At 70.3% G+C, this 16,452-nt stretch carries 15 protein-coding genes; 3 read left to right on the top strand and 12 right to left on the bottom strand.

Going from position 1 to position 16,452, the window contains the following annotated elements:
- Window positions 1-17 precede the first annotated feature (17 nt).
- The 3 genes from HS109_17480 to HS109_17470 all read right to left on the bottom strand — a co-directional run bounded on the left by HS109_17480 (window position 18) and on the right by HS109_17470 (window position 3,368).
- On the bottom strand, window positions 18-1,547 hold the full coding sequence (locus HS109_17480) for an NAD-dependent succinate-semialdehyde dehydrogenase (GenBank protein ID MBE7524161.1): 1,530 nt from the start codon (window positions 1,545-1,547) through the stop codon (window positions 18-20).
- A gap of 40 nt (window positions 1,548-1,587) precedes the next feature.
- Window positions 1,588-2,460, bottom strand: a complete 873-nt coding sequence (locus tag HS109_17475) for a DMT family transporter (protein MBE7524160.1) — start codon at window positions 2,458-2,460, stop codon at window positions 1,588-1,590.
- A gap of 77 nt (window positions 2,461-2,537) precedes the next feature.
- Window positions 2,538-3,368 (bottom strand): undecaprenyl-diphosphate phosphatase, encoded by an 831-nt coding sequence (locus HS109_17470; GenBank protein ID MBE7524159.1) that lies wholly within the window; start codon window positions 3,366-3,368, stop codon window positions 2,538-2,540.
- 80 nt (window positions 3,369-3,448) lie between these two features.
- Between HS109_17470 and HS109_17465 the strand changes: the two genes are divergently transcribed.
- Complete coding sequence (locus HS109_17465; GenBank protein ID MBE7524158.1) at window positions 3,449-4,807, top strand: TAXI family TRAP transporter solute-binding subunit; 1,359 nt, start codon at window positions 3,449-3,451, stop codon at window positions 4,805-4,807.
- A gap of 24 nt (window positions 4,808-4,831) precedes the next feature.
- Here HS109_17465 and HS109_17460 read toward each other — a convergent pair whose 3' ends face one another.
- The 4 genes from HS109_17460 to HS109_17445 all read right to left on the bottom strand — a co-directional run bounded on the left by HS109_17460 (window position 4,832) and on the right by HS109_17445 (window position 7,903).
- Window positions 4,832-5,677 carry a hypothetical protein gene (locus tag HS109_17460; GenBank protein MBE7524157.1) on the bottom strand — a complete coding sequence of 282 codons (846 nt, stop codon included), beginning with the start codon at window positions 5,675-5,677 and terminating at the stop codon, window positions 4,832-4,834.
- A gap of 136 nt (window positions 5,678-5,813) precedes the next feature.
- Window positions 5,814-6,350, bottom strand: coding sequence for a DUF937 domain-containing protein (locus HS109_17455; GenBank protein MBE7524156.1), 537 nt, complete (start codon window positions 6,348-6,350; stop codon window positions 5,814-5,816).
- 24 nt (window positions 6,351-6,374) lie between these two features.
- On the bottom strand, window positions 6,375-7,181 hold the full coding sequence (locus HS109_17450) for a mechanosensitive ion channel family protein (GenBank protein ID MBE7524155.1): 807 nt from the start codon (window positions 7,179-7,181) through the stop codon (window positions 6,375-6,377).
- A gap of 89 nt (window positions 7,182-7,270) precedes the next feature.
- Window positions 7,271-7,903, bottom strand: coding sequence for a YceH family protein (locus HS109_17445; protein MBE7524154.1), 633 nt, complete (start codon window positions 7,901-7,903; stop codon window positions 7,271-7,273).
- 186 nt (window positions 7,904-8,089) lie between these two features.
- On the opposite strand from HS109_17445, the gene HS109_17440 reads away from it, so the two are divergent.
- A complete protein-coding gene (locus tag HS109_17440) occupies window positions 8,090-8,968 on the top strand; it encodes an NYN domain-containing protein (protein ID MBE7524153.1) in 879 nt (292 codons plus the stop codon).
- 284 nt (window positions 8,969-9,252) lie between these two features.
- The gene (yjjJ, locus tag HS109_17435) at window positions 9,253-10,647 is read left to right on the top strand and encodes a type II toxin-antitoxin system HipA family toxin YjjJ (protein MBE7524152.1); all 1,395 of its coding nucleotides are present in this window, start codon (window positions 9,253-9,255) and stop codon (window positions 10,645-10,647) included.
- A 110-nt stretch (window positions 10,648-10,757) separates the two neighbouring features.
- Here the strand turns inward: yjjJ and HS109_17430 are convergent, their stop codons facing one another.
- The 5 genes from HS109_17430 to thiC all read right to left on the bottom strand — a co-directional run bounded on the left by HS109_17430 (window position 10,758) and on the right by thiC (window position 16,424).
- A complete protein-coding gene (locus tag HS109_17430; protein MBE7524151.1) occupies window positions 10,758-11,318 on the bottom strand; it encodes a YbhB/YbcL family Raf kinase inhibitor-like protein in 561 nt (186 codons plus the stop codon).
- A gap of 85 nt (window positions 11,319-11,403) precedes the next feature.
- Window positions 11,404-12,495 (bottom strand): glycosyltransferase family 4 protein, encoded by a 1,092-nt coding sequence (locus HS109_17425; protein MBE7524150.1) that lies wholly within the window; start codon window positions 12,493-12,495, stop codon window positions 11,404-11,406.
- A gap of 10 nt (window positions 12,496-12,505) precedes the next feature.
- Entirely contained in the window at window positions 12,506-13,291 is a 786-nt protein-coding gene (locus HS109_17420) for a glycosyltransferase family 2 protein (protein ID MBE7524149.1), read from the bottom strand.
- Between the two features lie 12 nt (window positions 13,292-13,303).
- On the bottom strand, window positions 13,304-14,374 hold the full coding sequence (locus HS109_17415) for a glycosyltransferase (GenBank protein MBE7524148.1): 1,071 nt from the start codon (window positions 14,372-14,374) through the stop codon (window positions 13,304-13,306).
- Window positions 14,375-14,540: 166 nt separating this feature from the next.
- Window positions 14,541-16,424, bottom strand: coding sequence for a phosphomethylpyrimidine synthase ThiC (gene thiC / locus HS109_17410; GenBank protein MBE7524147.1), 1,884 nt, complete (start codon window positions 16,422-16,424; stop codon window positions 14,541-14,543).
- Between the last annotated feature and the right edge of the window lie 28 nt (window positions 16,425-16,452).

Below are 16,452 nucleotides of genomic sequence, written 5' to 3'. Positions count from 1 at the left end.
AGGGGGCTGACCCCCGGCTACTGCCCGAGCCCGCCGAAGGCGATGTACTTGATCTCGACGTACTCCTCGATGCCGTGCTTCGAGCCTTCGCGCCCGAGGCCCGACTGCTTGACGCCGCCGAACGGGGCAACCTCGGTCGTGATGAGGCCGGTGTTGACGCCCACCATGCCGTAGTCGAGCGCCTCGGCGACGCGCCAGGCGCGCCCGACGTCGCGTGCGAAGAAGTAGCAGGCGAGTCCGAACTCGGTGCGGTTCGCGAGTTCGACCACCTCGTCGTCGCGCGAGAAGGAGATCAGCGGCGCGACCGGGCCGAAGGTCTCCTCGCGGAAGATCTTCATCGCCGGCGTCACCCCGGCGAGGACCGTCGGCTCGAAGAACGTCCCGCCGAGCGCGTGACGGCGCCCGCCGGTGAGCACGCTCGCGCCCTGCGCGGTCGCGTCGGCGACGTGGTCCTCGACCTTCGCGATCGCCTCGGCGTTGATGAGCGGGCCCTGCGCGACGCCGGCCTTCGTGCCCGGACCGACCTCGATCCTGCGGACGCGCTCGGCGAGCTTCGCCGCGAACGCGTCGTAGACCTTCTCGTGGACGAAGAACCGGTTCGCGCACACGCAGGTCTGGCCGGCGTTGCGGTACTTCGAGACGATCGCGCCGTCGGCCGCGGCGTCGAGGTCGGCGTCGTCGAAGACGATGAACGGCGCATTGCCGCCGAGTTCGAGCGAGAGCTTCTTGATCGTCGGCGCGACCTGCGCCATCAGGAGGCGGCCGACCTCGGTCGATCCGGTGAACGAGAGCTTGCGCACGTCGGGGTTCGCGCACAGCTCGCCGCCGATCGCCGGCGCGTCGCCGGTGACCACGTTCAGCACGCCGGGCGGGAAGCCCGCGCGGTGCGCGAGTTCCGCGAGCGCGAACGCGGAGTACGGCGTCGCCTCCGCTGGCTTGATCACGACGGTGCAGCCCGCCGCGAGGGCCGGCGCGACCTTGCGCGCGACCATCGAGCAGGGGAAGTTCCACGGCGTGATCGCCGCGCACACGCCGACCGGCTGCTTGATCACGACGAGGCGCCGGTCCGGCCACGCGGTCGGGATCACCTCGCCGTAGACGCGGCGCGCCTCCTCGGAGAACCACTCGACGTAGGCCGCGGCGATTCCCACCTCGCCCTTCGACTCGGCGAGGGGCTTGCCCTGCTCGGTGGTCAGGAGGAGCGCGAGGTCGCCGGCGTTCGCGGTGATGAGGTCGAACCAGCGGCGCAGGATGTTGCTGCGCTCCTTCGCTGTCTTCGCCGCCCAGCCGGGAAAAGCCCGCGTCGCCGCGCCGATCGCGCTGCGCGTCTCGGCGGCGCCGCAGTCCGGCACGGTGCCGATCCTGCGGCCGGTCGCCGGATCGACGACGTCGAAGGTCCTGCCGCTCTTCGCGTCGTGCCAGCGGCCGTCGACGTAGCATTGCTGCCGGAACAGCGAAGCATCCGCGAGCGCCGGGGACGCGCGGTCGATGGTATCGGGGGACATGGTCGACTCCTGACGATGCGGCGAAACGGGACTCGCCGACATTCTACGCTTCGGGCGCCGCCATCGCGGCGCCGCGCGGGATTCAGCGCGGCTCGACCTGACCGGGCGGTTTCGCGCTGACGAGCGCGACGCCGGCCAGCACGAGCGCGGCGCCGGCGATCTGGATCGCTTCGATGGGTTCGTCGAGGAGCATCGCGCCCAACGCGATCGTGAACACCGGCCCCAGCGAGCCGACGAGCGACGTGCCGTTCGCGCCGAGCCGGCGGATCGCCTCGGCGACGAGCCAGGTGGGAACGACGGTCGAGAACACCGCCATCGCGAGCGAGAGCAGGTGGATGCGCGGCGCCACGTCGAGCGCGGAGAGCGGCTGCGCGATGGCGAAGTGCGCGAGCACGAACGCCGTCGAGGCGAGCATCGCGAGCGCGGTGAACCGCATCGAGCCGATGCGGCCGATCACGCCGCCCGCGGTCACGAGGTAGACGGCGTAGGCGAGCGCGCCCGCGAAGACGAGCCCTCCGCCCACCAATGTGCCGGTCGCGTCGCCTACGGTGGCGTCGTGGCGGAACACGAGCGCGATGCCCGCGTAGGACAGCGCGAGCGCGCCGGCCGCGCGCCGCGTGACCGGCTTGCGCAGGAAGAGCGCCGACAGGATCACCACCATCGTCGGATACAGGTAGAGGATCAGCCGTTCGAGCGAGGCCGTGATGTAGCGCAGCCCGATGAAGTCGAGCAGGCTCGCGAGGTAGTAGCCGAGGAAGCCGAGCCCGAGGAGCGCGAGGAGGTCGCGCCGCTCGATCGGCCCGGCGTTCCGGCCGGCCCACCACGCCATGACGACGAACAGCGGCGCCGAATAGAGCATGCGCAGCGCGAGCAGCGTGATCGCGTCGACCGGCGCCGCCGCGTACGCGAGCTTGATCAGGATCGCCTTGAACGAGAATCCGAGCGTGCCGAGCATCGCGCACGCGGGGCCGATCCACGGGTCCGCGCCCGCACGGGATGCGACACGGCGAGCGGCGTCGTCGGGGACGGAACTCACGACCAGCGCACGGTGCCGCTCCACGCGGTCGCGAGGATCAGGACGCCGAACGCGATGCGGTACCACGCGAAGGGCACGAAGTCGTTCCGGCTGACGTAGCGCAGGAACCAGCGGATGCAGGCGAACGCCGAGACGAACGAAGCGACGAATCCGACCGAGAACGCCGGAACGTCGGCGGCGGAGAGGAGGTCGCGGCTCTTCCACAGCGAGTACGCGCCGGCGGCGAGGAGCGTCGGGACCGCGAGGAAGAACGAAAACTCGGTCGCCGCCTTGCGCGAGAGCCCGAACAGCATGCCGCCGATGATCGTCGCGCCCGAGCGCGACGTGCCCGGAATCAGCGCGAAGGCCTGCGCGATGCCGACCTTGAGCGCATCGGCCGCGGTCATCTGGTCGACCTCGGCGACGCGCACGCTCGCCGGATTCGCCTTCACGCGACGCTCGGCCCACAGGATCACGAACGCGCCGGCGATGAACGCGATGGCGACCGGCACCGGCGCGAACAGCGCCGCCTTGATGGCGTGGCCCATCGCCAGCCCGAGCGCGGCCGCGGGAACGAACGCGATCGCGAGATGGAGGGCGAAGCGCTGCGCGGCGCGGTCGGTCGCGATGCCCGTGATGGCGCCCCGGAAGCGCCTGCGGTATTCCCAGACGACGGCGAGCATCGCGCCCGACTGGATCGCGATCTCGAACACCTTGGCGCGCTCGCCGGTGTAGTCGAGGAGCGACCCCGCGACGATCAGGTGGCCGGTCGAGGACACCGGCAGGAACTCGGTCAGGCCCTCGACGACGCCGAGCACGAGGGCGACCACCAGCGACGGGGCATTCAAGGCGGGGTCGGCTTGCGGGACGAGGGCGGATTGTCGCACGCGCGGACGACGGCGCCGGCCTCTGCTACGCTACCGCCGCCATGACGCCCGGGCAACCGAACGCGCGACGCCGCATCGACGTCAACCACATCTCGTGGCGCGATGCGGTGGTGATCGGCGTGCCGATGGCGGCGCTGGTCGCCTTGGCGTTCTGGTTCACGCTGCGCTTCGTGCAGCCCGCGCCGCCCGACCATCTCGTCCTGTCGTCGGGCGCGGCGGGGGGCGACTACGCCCGCTACGGCGAACGCTACCGCGAATTCTTCCGCGCGAACGGCGTCACGATCGAACTCCTGAACTCGAACGGCTCGGTCCAGAACGCCGAACGCCTCGCGAGCGGGCAGGCGGACGCGGCGTTCGTGCAGGGCGGCACGCTCCCGCCGGTGCCCGAAGGCGCCGAGTCTCCGGTCGCCTCGCTCGGCGCCCTCTACCCCGAGGTCGTGTGGGTGTTCGTGCGCGACGGCATCGGCGCGAAGATGCTGCGCGACCTCGAGGGCCGCCGCATCGCGATCGGCCCGCAGGGCAGCGGCCTGCGCCCGCTCGCGCGCTGGTTGCTCGACGCGAGCGGCATCCCGGCCAACGGCGCGACGCTGGTCCTGACGACCGGCGCCGAGGCCGCCGACGCGCTGGAGCGCGGCGAGATCGACGCGGCGTTCTTCATCGCCGGGCCGGCGTCGCCGGTCATCGTCCGCCTGCTCGCGATGCCGCAGGTGCATGTGCTGCCGTTCGTCCGCGGCGACGCGTACGCGCGGCGGTCCGGGGCGATCTCGAACTTCGTGGTGCCGCGCGGCGTGTCGGACCTCGCGCGCGACCTGCCGCGCGCGGACGTGCACACGATCGCCGTCAACGCGAACCTTCTGGTGCGAAGCGACCTGCATCCGGCGCTCATGTACCTGCTGCTCGACGCCGCGAGTTCGATCCACGGCGCGCATTCGATCGTCGCGGACGCCGGGCAGTTTCCGAACGCGCGCAACCAGGACGTGCCGCTCGCCGACGAAGCCGAGCGCTTCTACCGTTCGGGCAAGCCGTTCCTCAAGCGCTACCTGCCGTACTGGCTCGCGAACCTCGCCGATCGACTGATCCTGCTCCTCATTCCGATCTTCGCCGTGCTGCTGCCGGTGCTGCGGTTCATGCCGGTGCTCTACGAGTACCGGATCAACGCGCGCATCGGGCGCTGGTACGCGCGCCTGGGGGAACTCGAGGACGAAATCGGCGATTCGCCGTCGCCGGAGCGGATCGCCGGTTTCCTGCCCCGGCTCGACGAACTCGAGGCGCAGTTGAACGAGGCGGCCTTCCCCGGTTCGGCGGCGGGCCAGGTCTATGCCCTGCGCGCGGCGATCGACCTCGTGCGCGAGCGCCTGGGCCGGCCGGGCGCGAAGGCGATGCCGCCGCTTCGCGCGTAACCGCCGCTGAGCTGCGACCGACCGCTACGGCGTCGGCGCGATCGCGGCGAACCGGCCCTGGTAGCTGCAGCCGAGGCTGTTCGAGATCGAATAGCGACCGGTCAGCATCTTCACCCGGTTGTGCACCTCGAAGAAGTTCGCGGTCCCGGTCGTGCCGTTCGAGCACGACATCGTTCCCTGGTATTGCCCGAACCGGCCGGTCTGCGAGTAGGTGGTCGGGAACGTGCAGAGGTTGCCGTCCCAGTTGATCGTGAGCGTGGCGGAGGCGCCGGACTGCACGACGTTCAGCGTGCCCTGTTCCGCGCCGGTCCCGCAGCCGCCGGAGCCCGTGCCGCTGTACGTGTCGGTGAGGAGGTAGTCGCCGGAATTGTCCTCGAACCGCAGCGTCTGGCGGCTGATCACCTTCGAGACGTTGGTCGCGCCGACGTTGTAGCTGAGGTTGCCGGTCCCGATGCCGGTGAGCTGGAAGGTCATCGTGCCGACCACGGCATCGGACACCGCGGCTGGATTCCACGGCGCGCCGTAGGGCGAACCCGTCGTCGCGTAGAGGGGTCCGGTGAAGGTGCCGCCGCCGAAGGTCGTGCTCTCCAGCACGGCGACCAGGAAGGTCGGCACGTTGCCCGCGCCGTACACGAACAATGTGGCGAAGAGGATGTTGCGGTTGTGGACGAACTGGATGCCCCAGCCGGACTCGGACTCGAGCCACCAGATGTCGGTGATGTCGGTCGTGACGTTGGTCTTCATCGCGTCGGTCGACGCCTCGACGATCACGGATGCGGGCAGGGACTCGCCGTGCATGCCGCCGCCCGGCTGCGCCCAGGCGGGGAAAGCGATCGAAGCGGCGAGAACGAGAGTGGCGAGCGTGCGCATGAAACCTCCGATGGATACGGACAGCGGGTGCGTCCGCGTGGTGCACGGAGTATCGTCGCGGCGCGAGCCTCGTCCGGTCCAGCGGAATATTCCCCGCCTCGGGGAAGGCAAGCACCGTGCCTGCCGAGTTCCGACGCTACCGTCCTCCGCGCTGCAGCATCTCGAGCGCGCGATTGACGAGGTCGTCGCCGTTCGACGGCACGCTTCCCTTCGGCGTCATGTGGTTGACCACGTCGGGGAGCGCGGAAGCCATCTGGTCGGCGGCCTGGCCGCGCGACATGCCGAGCTGCTGCGCGATCTGGTCGAGCTGCCCCGAACCCAGCACCTTCGAGAGGATGTCGCCGTTGATCGGCATGTTCTGCCCGTTCGCCACCCAGGAGTCCGCCTGCTTGCCGTAGCCGGCCTGCTGGAACTGCGAGAGCACTCCGCCGATTCCGCCGTTCTGCTGCAGCATCTGGAGCAGCACCGCCATCAGGCCGCCGGCTCCCGCGGCGCCCGCCATGCCCGCGCCGCCGCCACCACCGCCCAGGATCGATTCCAGGCCGCCCAGACCGCCCATGCCGCCGGACGCGCGTCCCATGCCGCTCATCCCGGGCAGGCCGCCGTCGTCGGCCGCTCCCGGCTGCATCGCTCCCGAAAGGATCTGTCCCAGCAAACCGTCGAGCATGCCCATCGCGTTCTCCTGCGGAAGATCGGTTCAGACTTCGCGTTCGCGCGTGTACTCCTCGGGCACCGGGTAGCCCGCGGCCGCGAACGTCTGGCGGATCGCCTTGTTGGTGTCGAAGTACACCTGCCAGTAGTGGTTGGTGTGCGTGTAGGGTCGCACCGCGAGCTGCGTACCGCGCTCGTTGAATCCCAGGATCTCGACGTCGGGTGCGGGCGACTGCTCGACGTTGGCGATCGACGGCAGCACCTCCTTCAGGCGGGCGATCGCGTCCATCGGGTCGACGGTGTGGTCGAGCTGCGCGGTGAGTTCGACGCGGCGATGGGGGTTCACCGAGAAGTTGCGGATGTTGCCGCCCATGATCTTCGCGTTGCCGACGTAGGTCTGCACGTTGTCGGGCGTGTCGATCGCGGTCGAGAACAATCCGATCGCGCGGACCGTGCCTTCGACGTCGCCGGCGTTCACGTAATCGCCGACCTTGAACGGACGCAGCACCAGGATGAACGCGCCGGCCGCGAAGTTCGACAGGAGCCCGCCCCACGCCGCGCCGATCGCGATGCCCAGGGCGGCGATGAGCGCCGCGAACGACGTCGTCTCGACCCCGAAGTAGCCGAGGATGCCGATCACCAGCAGCACGTTCAGCGCCACCGCGATCACGTTCGCGATGTAGCGGATGATCGTGGGTTCGGTCTTGTGGCGTTCCAGCGCGCGCGTGATGAGCCCGGTCGCGAAGCCGATCAGCCAGCGGCCGACGATGTAGATCGCGAGCGCGCCCGCGACCTTGAGCGCGAAGGCGATCACGATGGGCTTGCTGGCTTCGTAGAACGTCTGGATGTCCATGTCCGGTTCGGGGAAGGGGCTGGCGGTGCGCGCCGGGGTTGCGATTGTGCCCGCGCGACTGGGATCGGGCAATGCTGGCGCCGCGCAGGCTACGCGTCGCGCGAGCCGCGGATCTCGGAGAGCGCGCGCTCCAGCCGCTCGACGCGGGCCTCCAGCGCGGCGAGGCGATCGCCGTCGTGCGCGCGATCGGCCGGCGAAGGTGCGTCCGCGACCGCCGCAGGCGCTCCGGACAAGAGGTGCGCCCAGCGGCGTTCACGCGCGCCGCTCGCGCGCGGCAGCTCGACGACCAGCGCGCCCGCCGGACGCGCGGCGAGTTCGGCGAGGCAGGCCTCGACCGACGAGACGTCGGCGAAACGATGGAGGCGCTCGGAGTTGATGCGCAGCTCGCCGGGTGTCTGCGGGCCGCGGAGCATCAGCGTGGCGACGATCGCCGCCGACTCCGAGGGAATCGCGAGCGCGCGCGGCAGGTTGTGGGCGTAGCGCATCACGCGTCCGCCGGAGGTCTCGACGACGAGCGACAGGCCCTTCAATGCGTCGAGCGCCGCCTGCGCGTCGGTTTCCGCCAGCTCCATCGTCGGCGAGCGGCTCGTCTTCTGGTTGGCGCCCAGCACGATCGCGTTGAGCGACAGCGGGTAGCTGTCGGGCACCGTGCGTTCCTTCTCGACGAGGACGCCGAGCACGCGGGCCTCGACGGCGGACAGCGGACGGGGCGGAGCGTTCATCGTTCGGGGGAAGGCAGGGAAAGCAGGGTCAGACTCGACTCTTCCGGAACAGGGTGCTCTGAACGAAACGCGTCCGGGAAGTCGAGTCTGACCCTGGTTTCCCGCGCGCTTGGGAAGTCGAGTCCGACCCCAGTTTCCCACAGGCGGGTGGTATCGTGGCGCACCCGCCGAACCCTGGAGGCCATGATGGCCCGCGAGAGCGACACTTCCAACATGGCGCTGTTCTGCGACTTCGAGAACGTCGCGCTCGGCGTGCGCGACGCGAACTACGAGAAGTTCGACATCAAGAAGGTGCTCGAGCGCCTGCTGCTCAAGGGCTCGATCGTCGTCAAGAAGGCGTACTGCGACTGGGAGCGCTACAAGGCGTTCAAGGCGCCGATGCACGAGGCGAGCTTCGAGCTGATCGAGATCCCGCACGTGCGCCAGTCGGGCAAGAACTCCGCCGACATCCGGATGGTCGTCGACGCGCTCGACCTCTGCTACACCAAGGAGCACGTCGACACCTTCGTCATCATCAGCGGCGACTCGGACTTCTCGCCGCTGGTGTCGAAGCTGCGCGAGAACGACAAGACGGTCATCGGCGTCGGCGTCAAGAACTCGACCTCGGACCTCCTGATCGCGAACTGCGACGAGTTCATCTACTACGACGACCTCGTGCGCGAGCAGAGGAAGCGCGCGGCGAAGAAGGCCGGGACCCCGCGGGCCAAGGCGCCCGCGAAGGCCGCGGCGAGCGGGGCGAAGGCCGCGAAGGCCGAGCCCCCGGCGGACGACCCCGCGCCGCCGCCGGCCGCGAAGTCCGACGACGCGCGACGGGGGGAGGCGATCGACCTCATCGTCGGGACCGTGGAGGCGCTCGCCTCCGAGCGTGGCGGCGACGACAAGGTCTGGGGGTCGATGGTGAAGCAGGCGCTGAAGCGGGTCCGGCCGGGGTTCGCCGAGAGCTACTACGGCTTCCGGTCGTTCAACGCCATGCTCGAGGCGGCCCGCGACGCGGGGGCACTGACGCTGGAGCGCGACGAGAAGTCGGGCGGGTACGCGGTTCGGGTGGCGGCGCAGGACGACTGACCTCCTGCCGGGCGGTGGATTCATTCATCCAGGCGCTTGCATGTGCGCAATTCACTGATATTCAAGCACATACATCATGCACTGCCGTGGCTATTTCATCCAGTGATTCAACCATTTCGACTTGACCCAAGATGAGCACGCAGAGTCAGCGAGCCGAGCGGCTCGGTTGCGTTCAGTCCGAGCGATTCATTCTGAATTTCTCGGATTGGCCAATGTAAATCATTGACAGCAAATAGGTCACTGACTGACAATTCATCCACTTTGGATCCGGTGACGCACCTTCGGTGACGACTGCCAGCGACGTGTCCGCCCTCGTGGCCGAACTGCGCCGGTCGCCGCTTTCGACCGCCGCACCGCTGATGCGGGCCCTGGGCGTGGGGTCGCAAGCGAGCTTCTCCCGGCTGGTGGCGCGCGCCGGCGACAGCATCGTGCGCATCGGAGCGACGCGCGCCCGACGCTACGCCGCGACCCGCCCGATCCGCGACCTGGGTTCCGGGTTCCCGTTCTTCCGCGTCGCGCCCGACGGATCGATGGTCCGCCTCGGACGCGCGACCGCGCTGGCGCCGGCCGGCTGCTGCGTCCACGATGCGGCCCCGCTGCCGCGGTGGATGCGTGGTGGACGCGGCGACGGCGTCTTCGCCGGCCTGCCGCTCCCGTGCTTCGACGCGCGTCCCAAGGGCTTCCTCGGGCAATCGTTCGCCCGTCGCCACGCCGAGTTGCGGCTGCCCGACCGTCCGGACGACTGGTCCGACGACGACACGCTCGTGGCGCTCCTCCACGCAGGCGAGGATCTTCCCGGCGACCTCGTCCTCGGCGAAGCGTCCGCGCGCCGAAACTACGAGTCGCTCGCGCGCGACCGGGAACCGGTGCCCCGGGACGACCGCGCGCGCGTCTATCCGATGCTCGCGAACGATGCGATCGCCGGCGTGACGCCCGGCGCGCTCGTCGGCGGGGCAGAGCCCAAGTTCGGCGCGCTCGTGGGAACGTCGGACGCCGCGCGGCACGCGCTGGTGAAGTTCTCGCCGTCGGAGTTTTCGCCGAGCGCGCGCCGCTGGTGCGATCTCCTCGCGTGCGAGCACCTCGCGCTCGAGACGCTCCGCGCGCGCGGGATCGACGCCGCGGCGTCGGAGATCGTCGAAGGCGGCTCCCGCGTGTTCCTCGAAGTCGTCCGGTTCGATCGCATCGGAGCGCGCGGACGGCGCGCGGTCGTCTCGCTCGCCGCGCTCAACGCCGAATACCTGAGCCTCCCCGCCGGCGCGGGTCGCTGGGTCGAAGCCGCGCAACGCCTCGCGGCGCTGCGATGGATCTCGCCCGATATCGTGGAGCGCGTGCGCTGGCTCGACGCCTTCGGCCGGTTCATCGCGAACGCCGACATGCACCTCGGCAACCTGTCGTTCCTGCCGCGCGACGACGACACGCTGGACCTCGCGCCGGTCTACGGCATGCTGCCGATGGGCTATGCGCCTGTCGCGGGCGACGTGCCGGCGCGAAGCTTCAACGCTCCGCTTCCGCAGCCGGGGCACGAAGCCGTCTGGTCGTCGGCGGGCGCGGCGGCCGCGGACTTCTGGCGCGCGGCAGCGAACGACGACCGCGTCTCGGATCCGTTCCGCGCGATCGCGGCGCAGAACGCGGCGATCGTCGAGCGGACGCTCGGCCGCTTCGATCGCCGGTCGAGCTGAACCGCACCCCACGGCGCGCGACCCCGCCCCGGATGCGTTCGCGCCGCGCCCCGACGCGGAAGGCGACGCGAGGTCGCGCGCGCCGTGGAGCTACACCGGGCTTCCCCGGATCACTTCGATCGGCCGTAGCGCCCGACGAAGCTCGCCTGGCCGAGCCGGTTCGCGTGGATCATGAAGCCCACGAGCGCGGCGGTGGCGTCGGCCGGAACCTCGATCTTGTCGATCTTCAGCGCATGCACGGTGAAGATGTAGCGGTGCGGCTTGTCGCCGGCCGGCGGACAGGGGCCGCCCCAGCCGGGCGCGCCGAAATCGGTGCGGCCCTGGACCGCGCCGGCGGGAAGCTTCGAACCCGACTTGTCGCCCGCGCCGAGCGGCAGCGACGTCGTCGACGCCGGCAGGTTGAACACGACCCAGTGCCACCAGCCGCTGCCGGTCGGCGCGTCGGGATCGTAGACGGTGACGGCGAAACTCTTCGTGCCGGCCGGAGGATTCTTCCAGGCGAGCGAGGGCGACACGTTCTCGCCGGTGCAGCCGAAGCCGTTGAACACCTGGGCGTTGGCGATCGTCGCTTCCGGCTTGATTTCCGCGCTCGACAGCGTGAACGCGGCGGCGGCGAGCGGTACGAACGAAAGCGTGACGGCGATGGCGAGCGATAGGACGAGACGAAACACGAAATCCTCCGATGTTCGACGCACCGCGGGAAGGGCGTCTGCACGCCGATTATATCGGCAGGCCCGCCGGACACCGAGCGCGGGCTCAGTCGCCGCCCAGCCTCTTCCACGTTTCGGCGGCGAAGTCGCGCATCGGCAGCCACCGCTCGAAACGCTCCTTCCGATGGTACGCGCGGAAGGTTGCGTCGAATGCGCCCTGGCCGCCCTCCGAGTCGATCAGGCCCTGGACGAATTCCACGAAGCGCGCGCGGGCGTGCGCGATTCGAGCGAGCGTTCGCGCCCGGACCCATTCGCGCGGCAGCGCGCGCGCCCGGAACGCCGACACCGCGTCGCGGATGGCGTCCGGCTCGGGCGGCACGATCGCCCAGGTCTCGGCGTCCAGGAAGTGATCGCGGCCGCCCCGGCATGGCGTGGCGACGATCGGCAGGCCAGCGAGCTGATACTCGACCGCGACGCGCATCGCGCCTTCCCGCGGCGACAGGCACAACCCAACGCGAGCCCGGGCATAGGCGGCGTTCACCTCCTTCGGCGTGAGGCGCCTGCAGCCGTCGCGCGTGGGGGTGTTGAGCAGCCGGCCCCCGGGGACGCGCTCTGCTAGGGCGCGGCAGGCCTCGTGGAACGCCGCGGCGTCGTGTTCGCCCGGGTCGCGATAGGCGACGAACGCCACGCTGTCGAGCCGCGCGGCGAGCTCGTTTCGTTTCTCCGGCGAAACGCGGGCGTTGTAGATGGCGTCGAAGACCGGCGCGACGCGCGGCAGCGGCCGGAAGACGTCCTCGCGCAGGAACAGATTCTGGTTGTGCGTGTGCGCGCTCAGGCCCAGTTCGCGGAGCCGGGAGGTCTCCTCGTCGATGTTGCACAGCCACTCGAAACGGTGATGTGGGTGCGCGGCGATGAATGCCTTCGCGTCCGCCGCGAGCTCGCGGGCCTCGTCGTCGTCGGCGACGCTGCCTTTGGCGATCAGCAGGAACGTGATCCGGCGGCGCCGGAAGAGCGGTGCGAGCGCCGAGGCGCTGCCGAAGCGGAACCGGCGTCCGGTCCAGCCGAGGACGATCGGGGGATCGACGCAAAAGAGGCTCGCGTAGTTGCTGCCGGACGGAATCGACGAGAGATCGGGCGACGCCGGCGAGCCGGCGCGTGTGCCTCCGATGCGACGCGAAAACCACCCCGGCAATCGCATGACGTCGCGGTCAACGGATGTAACCGCGGCGTGGCGGGATGTGTCGCAACACGAGTCCGCGGTCGTCGGTGAGATAGTCGTAGCCGATCCCGGGCTGCCAGACGGCCCCGGGATCGAGGGCGAGGTAGCGGTCGCGCCGCGCGATCCGGTCCTCGAGGCGGATCATCCTCAGGTGATAGATGACGAGATCGGCCGGTGGGAACGCGCCCATCACCTTCCCCTGCAGCGGCGCCTTGGACCCGTGGAGAGGGCGCGGGTCGAAGCGGTGGTCGAGGCGAGCGCGGAACAGCCGGGCTACCCGCTTCCTGCCCCAGAGGCCGTCGGCCCGGTAGCGGTCGGGATGATCCCAGAGTTCACGCAGGTGCAGCGCGAAGGCCGTGAACCCGAGTGCCCGACCGCGCCGAATCACGCGTTCGGCGCGAACGCGGAAGTCGTGCTCGAGCCGTTCGTCCGCATCGATCGAGACGATCCAGTCGGCTCCGTGCGCGAGCGCCGCGGCGACCAGCCGCCGGTGCCCCCCCGGCTCGTCGTACGCGCCGCGATCCGCCGGATTGCGCAGCACCTCGAGGACGCCGGGGGAGGCCGCGAGCATCTCCGCCGAACCATCGGTCGATCCGTCGTCCAGCGCGACGATGCCGTCGACCTGCGCCGCGACGTTTCGCAGCATCGCCGGCAGGTGCTCGCGCTCGTTGCGCACCATCGTCGTGGCGATGAGCCTCACGCGCTCGCGCCGTCGCTCCAGCGGGAGGACCCGGAACGACGGCACCTGGACGAGCGGACGGATTCGCTGGAGCACGGCGGTCGGCGGTCAGTCCGGCGCGATCGGGCCGCGCGCCGGGCTCCGCGCTGCCCTGGTGCGCCGCCGTGCGGCGCGCGCCTCGGCGAGGAAGCCCGCCTTGTTGGCGCCCTCGATCAGCACCATGACCGGCAGGTAGGACAGGAACTTCCCGAGCGATCCGGCCTGGGCGCTGCGCCAGCACGCCCAATAGAGCGCGGAGAGCTTGGTCGCGAACCGAAGGCGGACGAGCGCCGCGCCGGTCAACGCCGGCGCCTCGTGCTTGGCGTAGTAGCGCCAGCGGTAGCGTCCGCTGAGATGCGCGGTCCGCAGCACCGTGCGCAGGTCGGTGTCGTAGCGATGACGAATCGCATGGTTCGGGCAATAGTGAACCGGGATCCCCGCGGCGCGCAGGCGCGCGGTCAGGTCCGAATCCTCGGCGCGCTCGAACGACTCGTCGAACAGGCCGACGCGGCTGAACACCTCGCGACGGAATGCCGCCGCGCCGGCCGCCTCCAGCCCGTGCTCGGTGGTGGTCGACGTCGGCGCGGGCCGGTGTCGCCACAGCGCCCGATGCCCTCCGAATCGGCCGCCGTCGGCGAGACGGCGACTCGTGCTCGCCTCCTGGTAGGCGTGGCTGACGCGGCTCAGGAAACGGTCGTCGGCCGCGACCAGCCTGAAGCGGACGATCATCGCGACCGGATTCGCGCGGAAGAACGACACGACGGTCCTCGCATAGTCGGGCGCCAGCAGATAGTCGTCCGCGACGATGGCGACGACGTCGCCGGTCGCATTCACGATCCCGGTGTTGCGAGCAGCCGCGATGCCGCCGTGCGGCCGCCGGCAGTAGCGAATGCGCGCATCGCGTCCCTGCCATTCGCGCACCACCGTCGGCGTTGCGTCGCTCGAGCCGTCGTCGACCACGACGATCTCGAGCGGCGCGTCCGGATCGGCCTGGCGCGCGAGCGAGTCGAGACAGCCGCCCAGCAGGTGGGCGCGGTTGTGCGTCAGCACCACGATCGACAGCCGCCGGGCGGCGCCGCCGGGGTCGCCGGGCCGGGATGCATCGGGCTGCGCCGAAGCGCGAACTATCGCGTCGTCCATCGCCTGCCGCGAGCCGGATCGGCCCGGCCGCAGGGTCGTTCGCCCGCGGCCGACCGGCGGCTCCGTCACCGGATGTTCGACGGCCTTGTTCGGGCGGTCAACTGCAGAGCCGGTGGCCTGACCAGCCGCGTTGCGGGCCCGCGCGCGTCCGGGGCCGGTCGCGGCCTCAAGCCTTCGAGTAGAGCTCCGCGCCTTTCCGCACGAACTCGACCGCCTTCGCCTCCATGCCCTGCGCGAGCGCGTCGTCCTCGGCGATGCCCTGCTTCGCCGCGTAGTCGCGCACGTCCTGCGTGATCTTCATCGAGCAGAAATGCGGCCCGCACATCGAGCAGAAGTGCGCGAGCTTCGCGCCGTGCTGCGGCAGCGTCTCGTCGTGGAACTCGCGCGCCTTGTCCGGGTCGAGGCCGAGGTTGAACTGGTCCTCCCAGCGGAACTCGAAGCGCGCCTTCGACAGCGCGTTGTCGCGGATCTGCGCGCCCGGATGCCCCTTGGCGAGGTCGGCCGCGTGCGCCGCGATCTTGTACGCGACGATCCCGTCCTTGACGTCGGTCTTGTTCGGCAGCCCGAGATGCTCCTTCGGCGTCACGTAGCAGAGCATCGCGGTGCCGTACCAGCCGATCATCGCCGCGCCGATCGCGCTGGTGATGTGGTCGTAGCCGGGGGCGATGTCGGTGGTGAGCGGGCCGAGCGTGTAGAACGGCGCCTCGCCGCACAGCCGGAGCTGCTCGTCCATGTTGTGCTTGACGAGGTGCATCGGCACGTGGCCGGGGCCCTCGATCATCGTCTGGACGTCGTGCTTCCACGCGACCTGCGTCAACTCACCGAGGGTCGCGAGCTCGGCCATCTGCGCCTCGTCGTTCGCGTCGTGACCCGACCCGGGACGCAGCCCGTCGCCGAGCGAGAACGCCACGTCGTAGGCCTTCATGATCTCGCAGATCTCCTCGAAGCGCGTGTAGAGGAAGCTCTCGCGGTGGTGCGCGAGGCACCACTTCGCCATGATCGAGCCGCCGCGCGACACGATGCCGGTCATGCGCTTCGCGGTCATCGGGATGTAGCGCAGGAGCACGCCCGCGTGGATCGTGAAGTAGTCGACGCCCTGCTCGGCCTGCTCGACGAGCGTGTCGCGGTAGATCTCCCAGGTGAGCTCCTCGGCTTTCCCGTCGACCTTCTCGAGCGCCTGGTAGATCGGGACCGTGCCGATCGGGACCGGCGAATTGCGCACGATCCACTCGCGCGTCTCGTGGATGTTCTTCCCGGTGGAGAGGTCCATGACGGTGTCGCCGCCCCAGCGGATCGCCCAGGTCATCTTCTCGACTTCCTCGCCGATCGACGACGACACCGCCGAGTTGCCGATGTTCGCGTTGATCTTCACGAGGAAGTTGCGGCCGATGATCATCGGCTCGCTCTCCGGGTGGTTCACGTTGCAGGGGATGATCGCGCGGCCGCGCGCGACCTCGTCGCGCACGAACTCCGGCGTGATCGCATCGGGAATGGATGCGCCGAAGCTCTGGCCCGGGTGCCGGCGCGTGACGCCGGGCGGAAGCGCGCGCAGCATCTCGTCGCGAAGGCAGTTCTCGCGAATCGCGATGAACTCCATTTCAGGCGTGACGACACCGCGGCGCGCGTAGCGCATTTGCGTGACATTCGCGCCCGGCTTCGCGCGGCGTGGCTTGCGGGCGAGATCGAAGCGCATGCCGGCGAGCGCGGGGTCGGCGAGCCGCGCCCGGCCGTACGCGGACGTCGGGCCGTCGAGTTCGACCGTGTCGCCGCGCTCCTCGATCCAGCGCGCCCGCAGCGGCTCGAGTCCGCGGCGGATGTCGATGCGCGCGTCCGGGTCGGTGTAGGGGCCCGAGGTGTCGTAGACGACGATCGGCGGATTCTTCTCGGCCCCGAACGACGCCGGCGTGTCGGACTGCGCGATCTCGCGCATCGGCACGCGGAGGTCCGGGCGCGAGCCCTGCACGTGGATCTTGCGCGACGCGGGCAGCGGCGCGACCGCGGCGGCATCGACGTGCGCGTCGCGCGCGTAGAACTGGTCGTTGGCGTTCATCGTGGCTCCTCGTGGGTCCGCCGGCGGG

The sequence above is a fragment of the Burkholderiales bacterium genome (assembly GCA_015075645.1).
In the GTDB taxonomy this organism is placed as follows: domain Bacteria; phylum Pseudomonadota; class Gammaproteobacteria; order Burkholderiales; family Casimicrobiaceae; genus VBCG01.
The sequence above is the reverse complement of the archived record's forward strand: the minus strand, read 5'-3'. Positions and strand labels throughout refer to the sequence as shown.

What these genes read in the sequence shown, in the direction of transcription:
- HS109_17480 (MBE7524161.1), bottom strand. Translation starts at nt 1,547, where the DNA reads ATGTCGGCGAGTCCCGTTTCGCCGCATCGTCAGGAGTCGACCATGTCC.
- HS109_17440 (MBE7524153.1), top strand. Translation starts at nt 8,090, where the DNA reads ATGGCCCGCGAGAGCGACACTTCCAACATGGCGCTGTTCTGCGACTTC.
- HS109_17460 (MBE7524157.1), bottom strand. Translation starts at nt 5,677, where the DNA reads ATGCGCACGCTCGCCACTCTCGTTCTCGCCGCTTCGATCGCTTTCCCC.
- HS109_17415 (MBE7524148.1), bottom strand. Translation starts at nt 14,374, where the DNA reads ATGGACGACGCGATAGTTCGCGCTTCGGCGCAGCCCGATGCATCCCGG.
- HS109_17450 (MBE7524155.1), bottom strand. Translation starts at nt 7,181, where the DNA reads ATGGACATCCAGACGTTCTACGAAGCCAGCAAGCCCATCGTGATCGCC.
- HS109_17445 (MBE7524154.1), bottom strand. Translation starts at nt 7,903, where the DNA reads ATGAACGCTCCGCCCCGTCCGCTGTCCGCCGTCGAGGCCCGCGTGCTC.
- HS109_17475 (MBE7524160.1), bottom strand. Translation starts at nt 2,460, where the DNA reads ATGCTCGGCACGCTCGGATTCTCGTTCAAGGCGATCCTGATCAAGCTC.
- HS109_17465 (MBE7524158.1), top strand. Translation starts at nt 3,449, where the DNA reads ATGACGCCCGGGCAACCGAACGCGCGACGCCGCATCGACGTCAACCAC.
- HS109_17425 (MBE7524150.1), bottom strand. Translation starts at nt 12,495, where the DNA reads ATGCGATTGCCGGGGTGGTTTTCGCGTCGCATCGGAGGCACACGCGCC.
- thiC (MBE7524147.1), bottom strand. Translation starts at nt 16,424, where the DNA reads ATGAACGCCAACGACCAGTTCTACGCGCGCGACGCGCACGTCGATGCC.
- HS109_17455 (MBE7524156.1), bottom strand. Translation starts at nt 6,350, where the DNA reads ATGGGCATGCTCGACGGTTTGCTGGGACAGATCCTTTCGGGAGCGATG.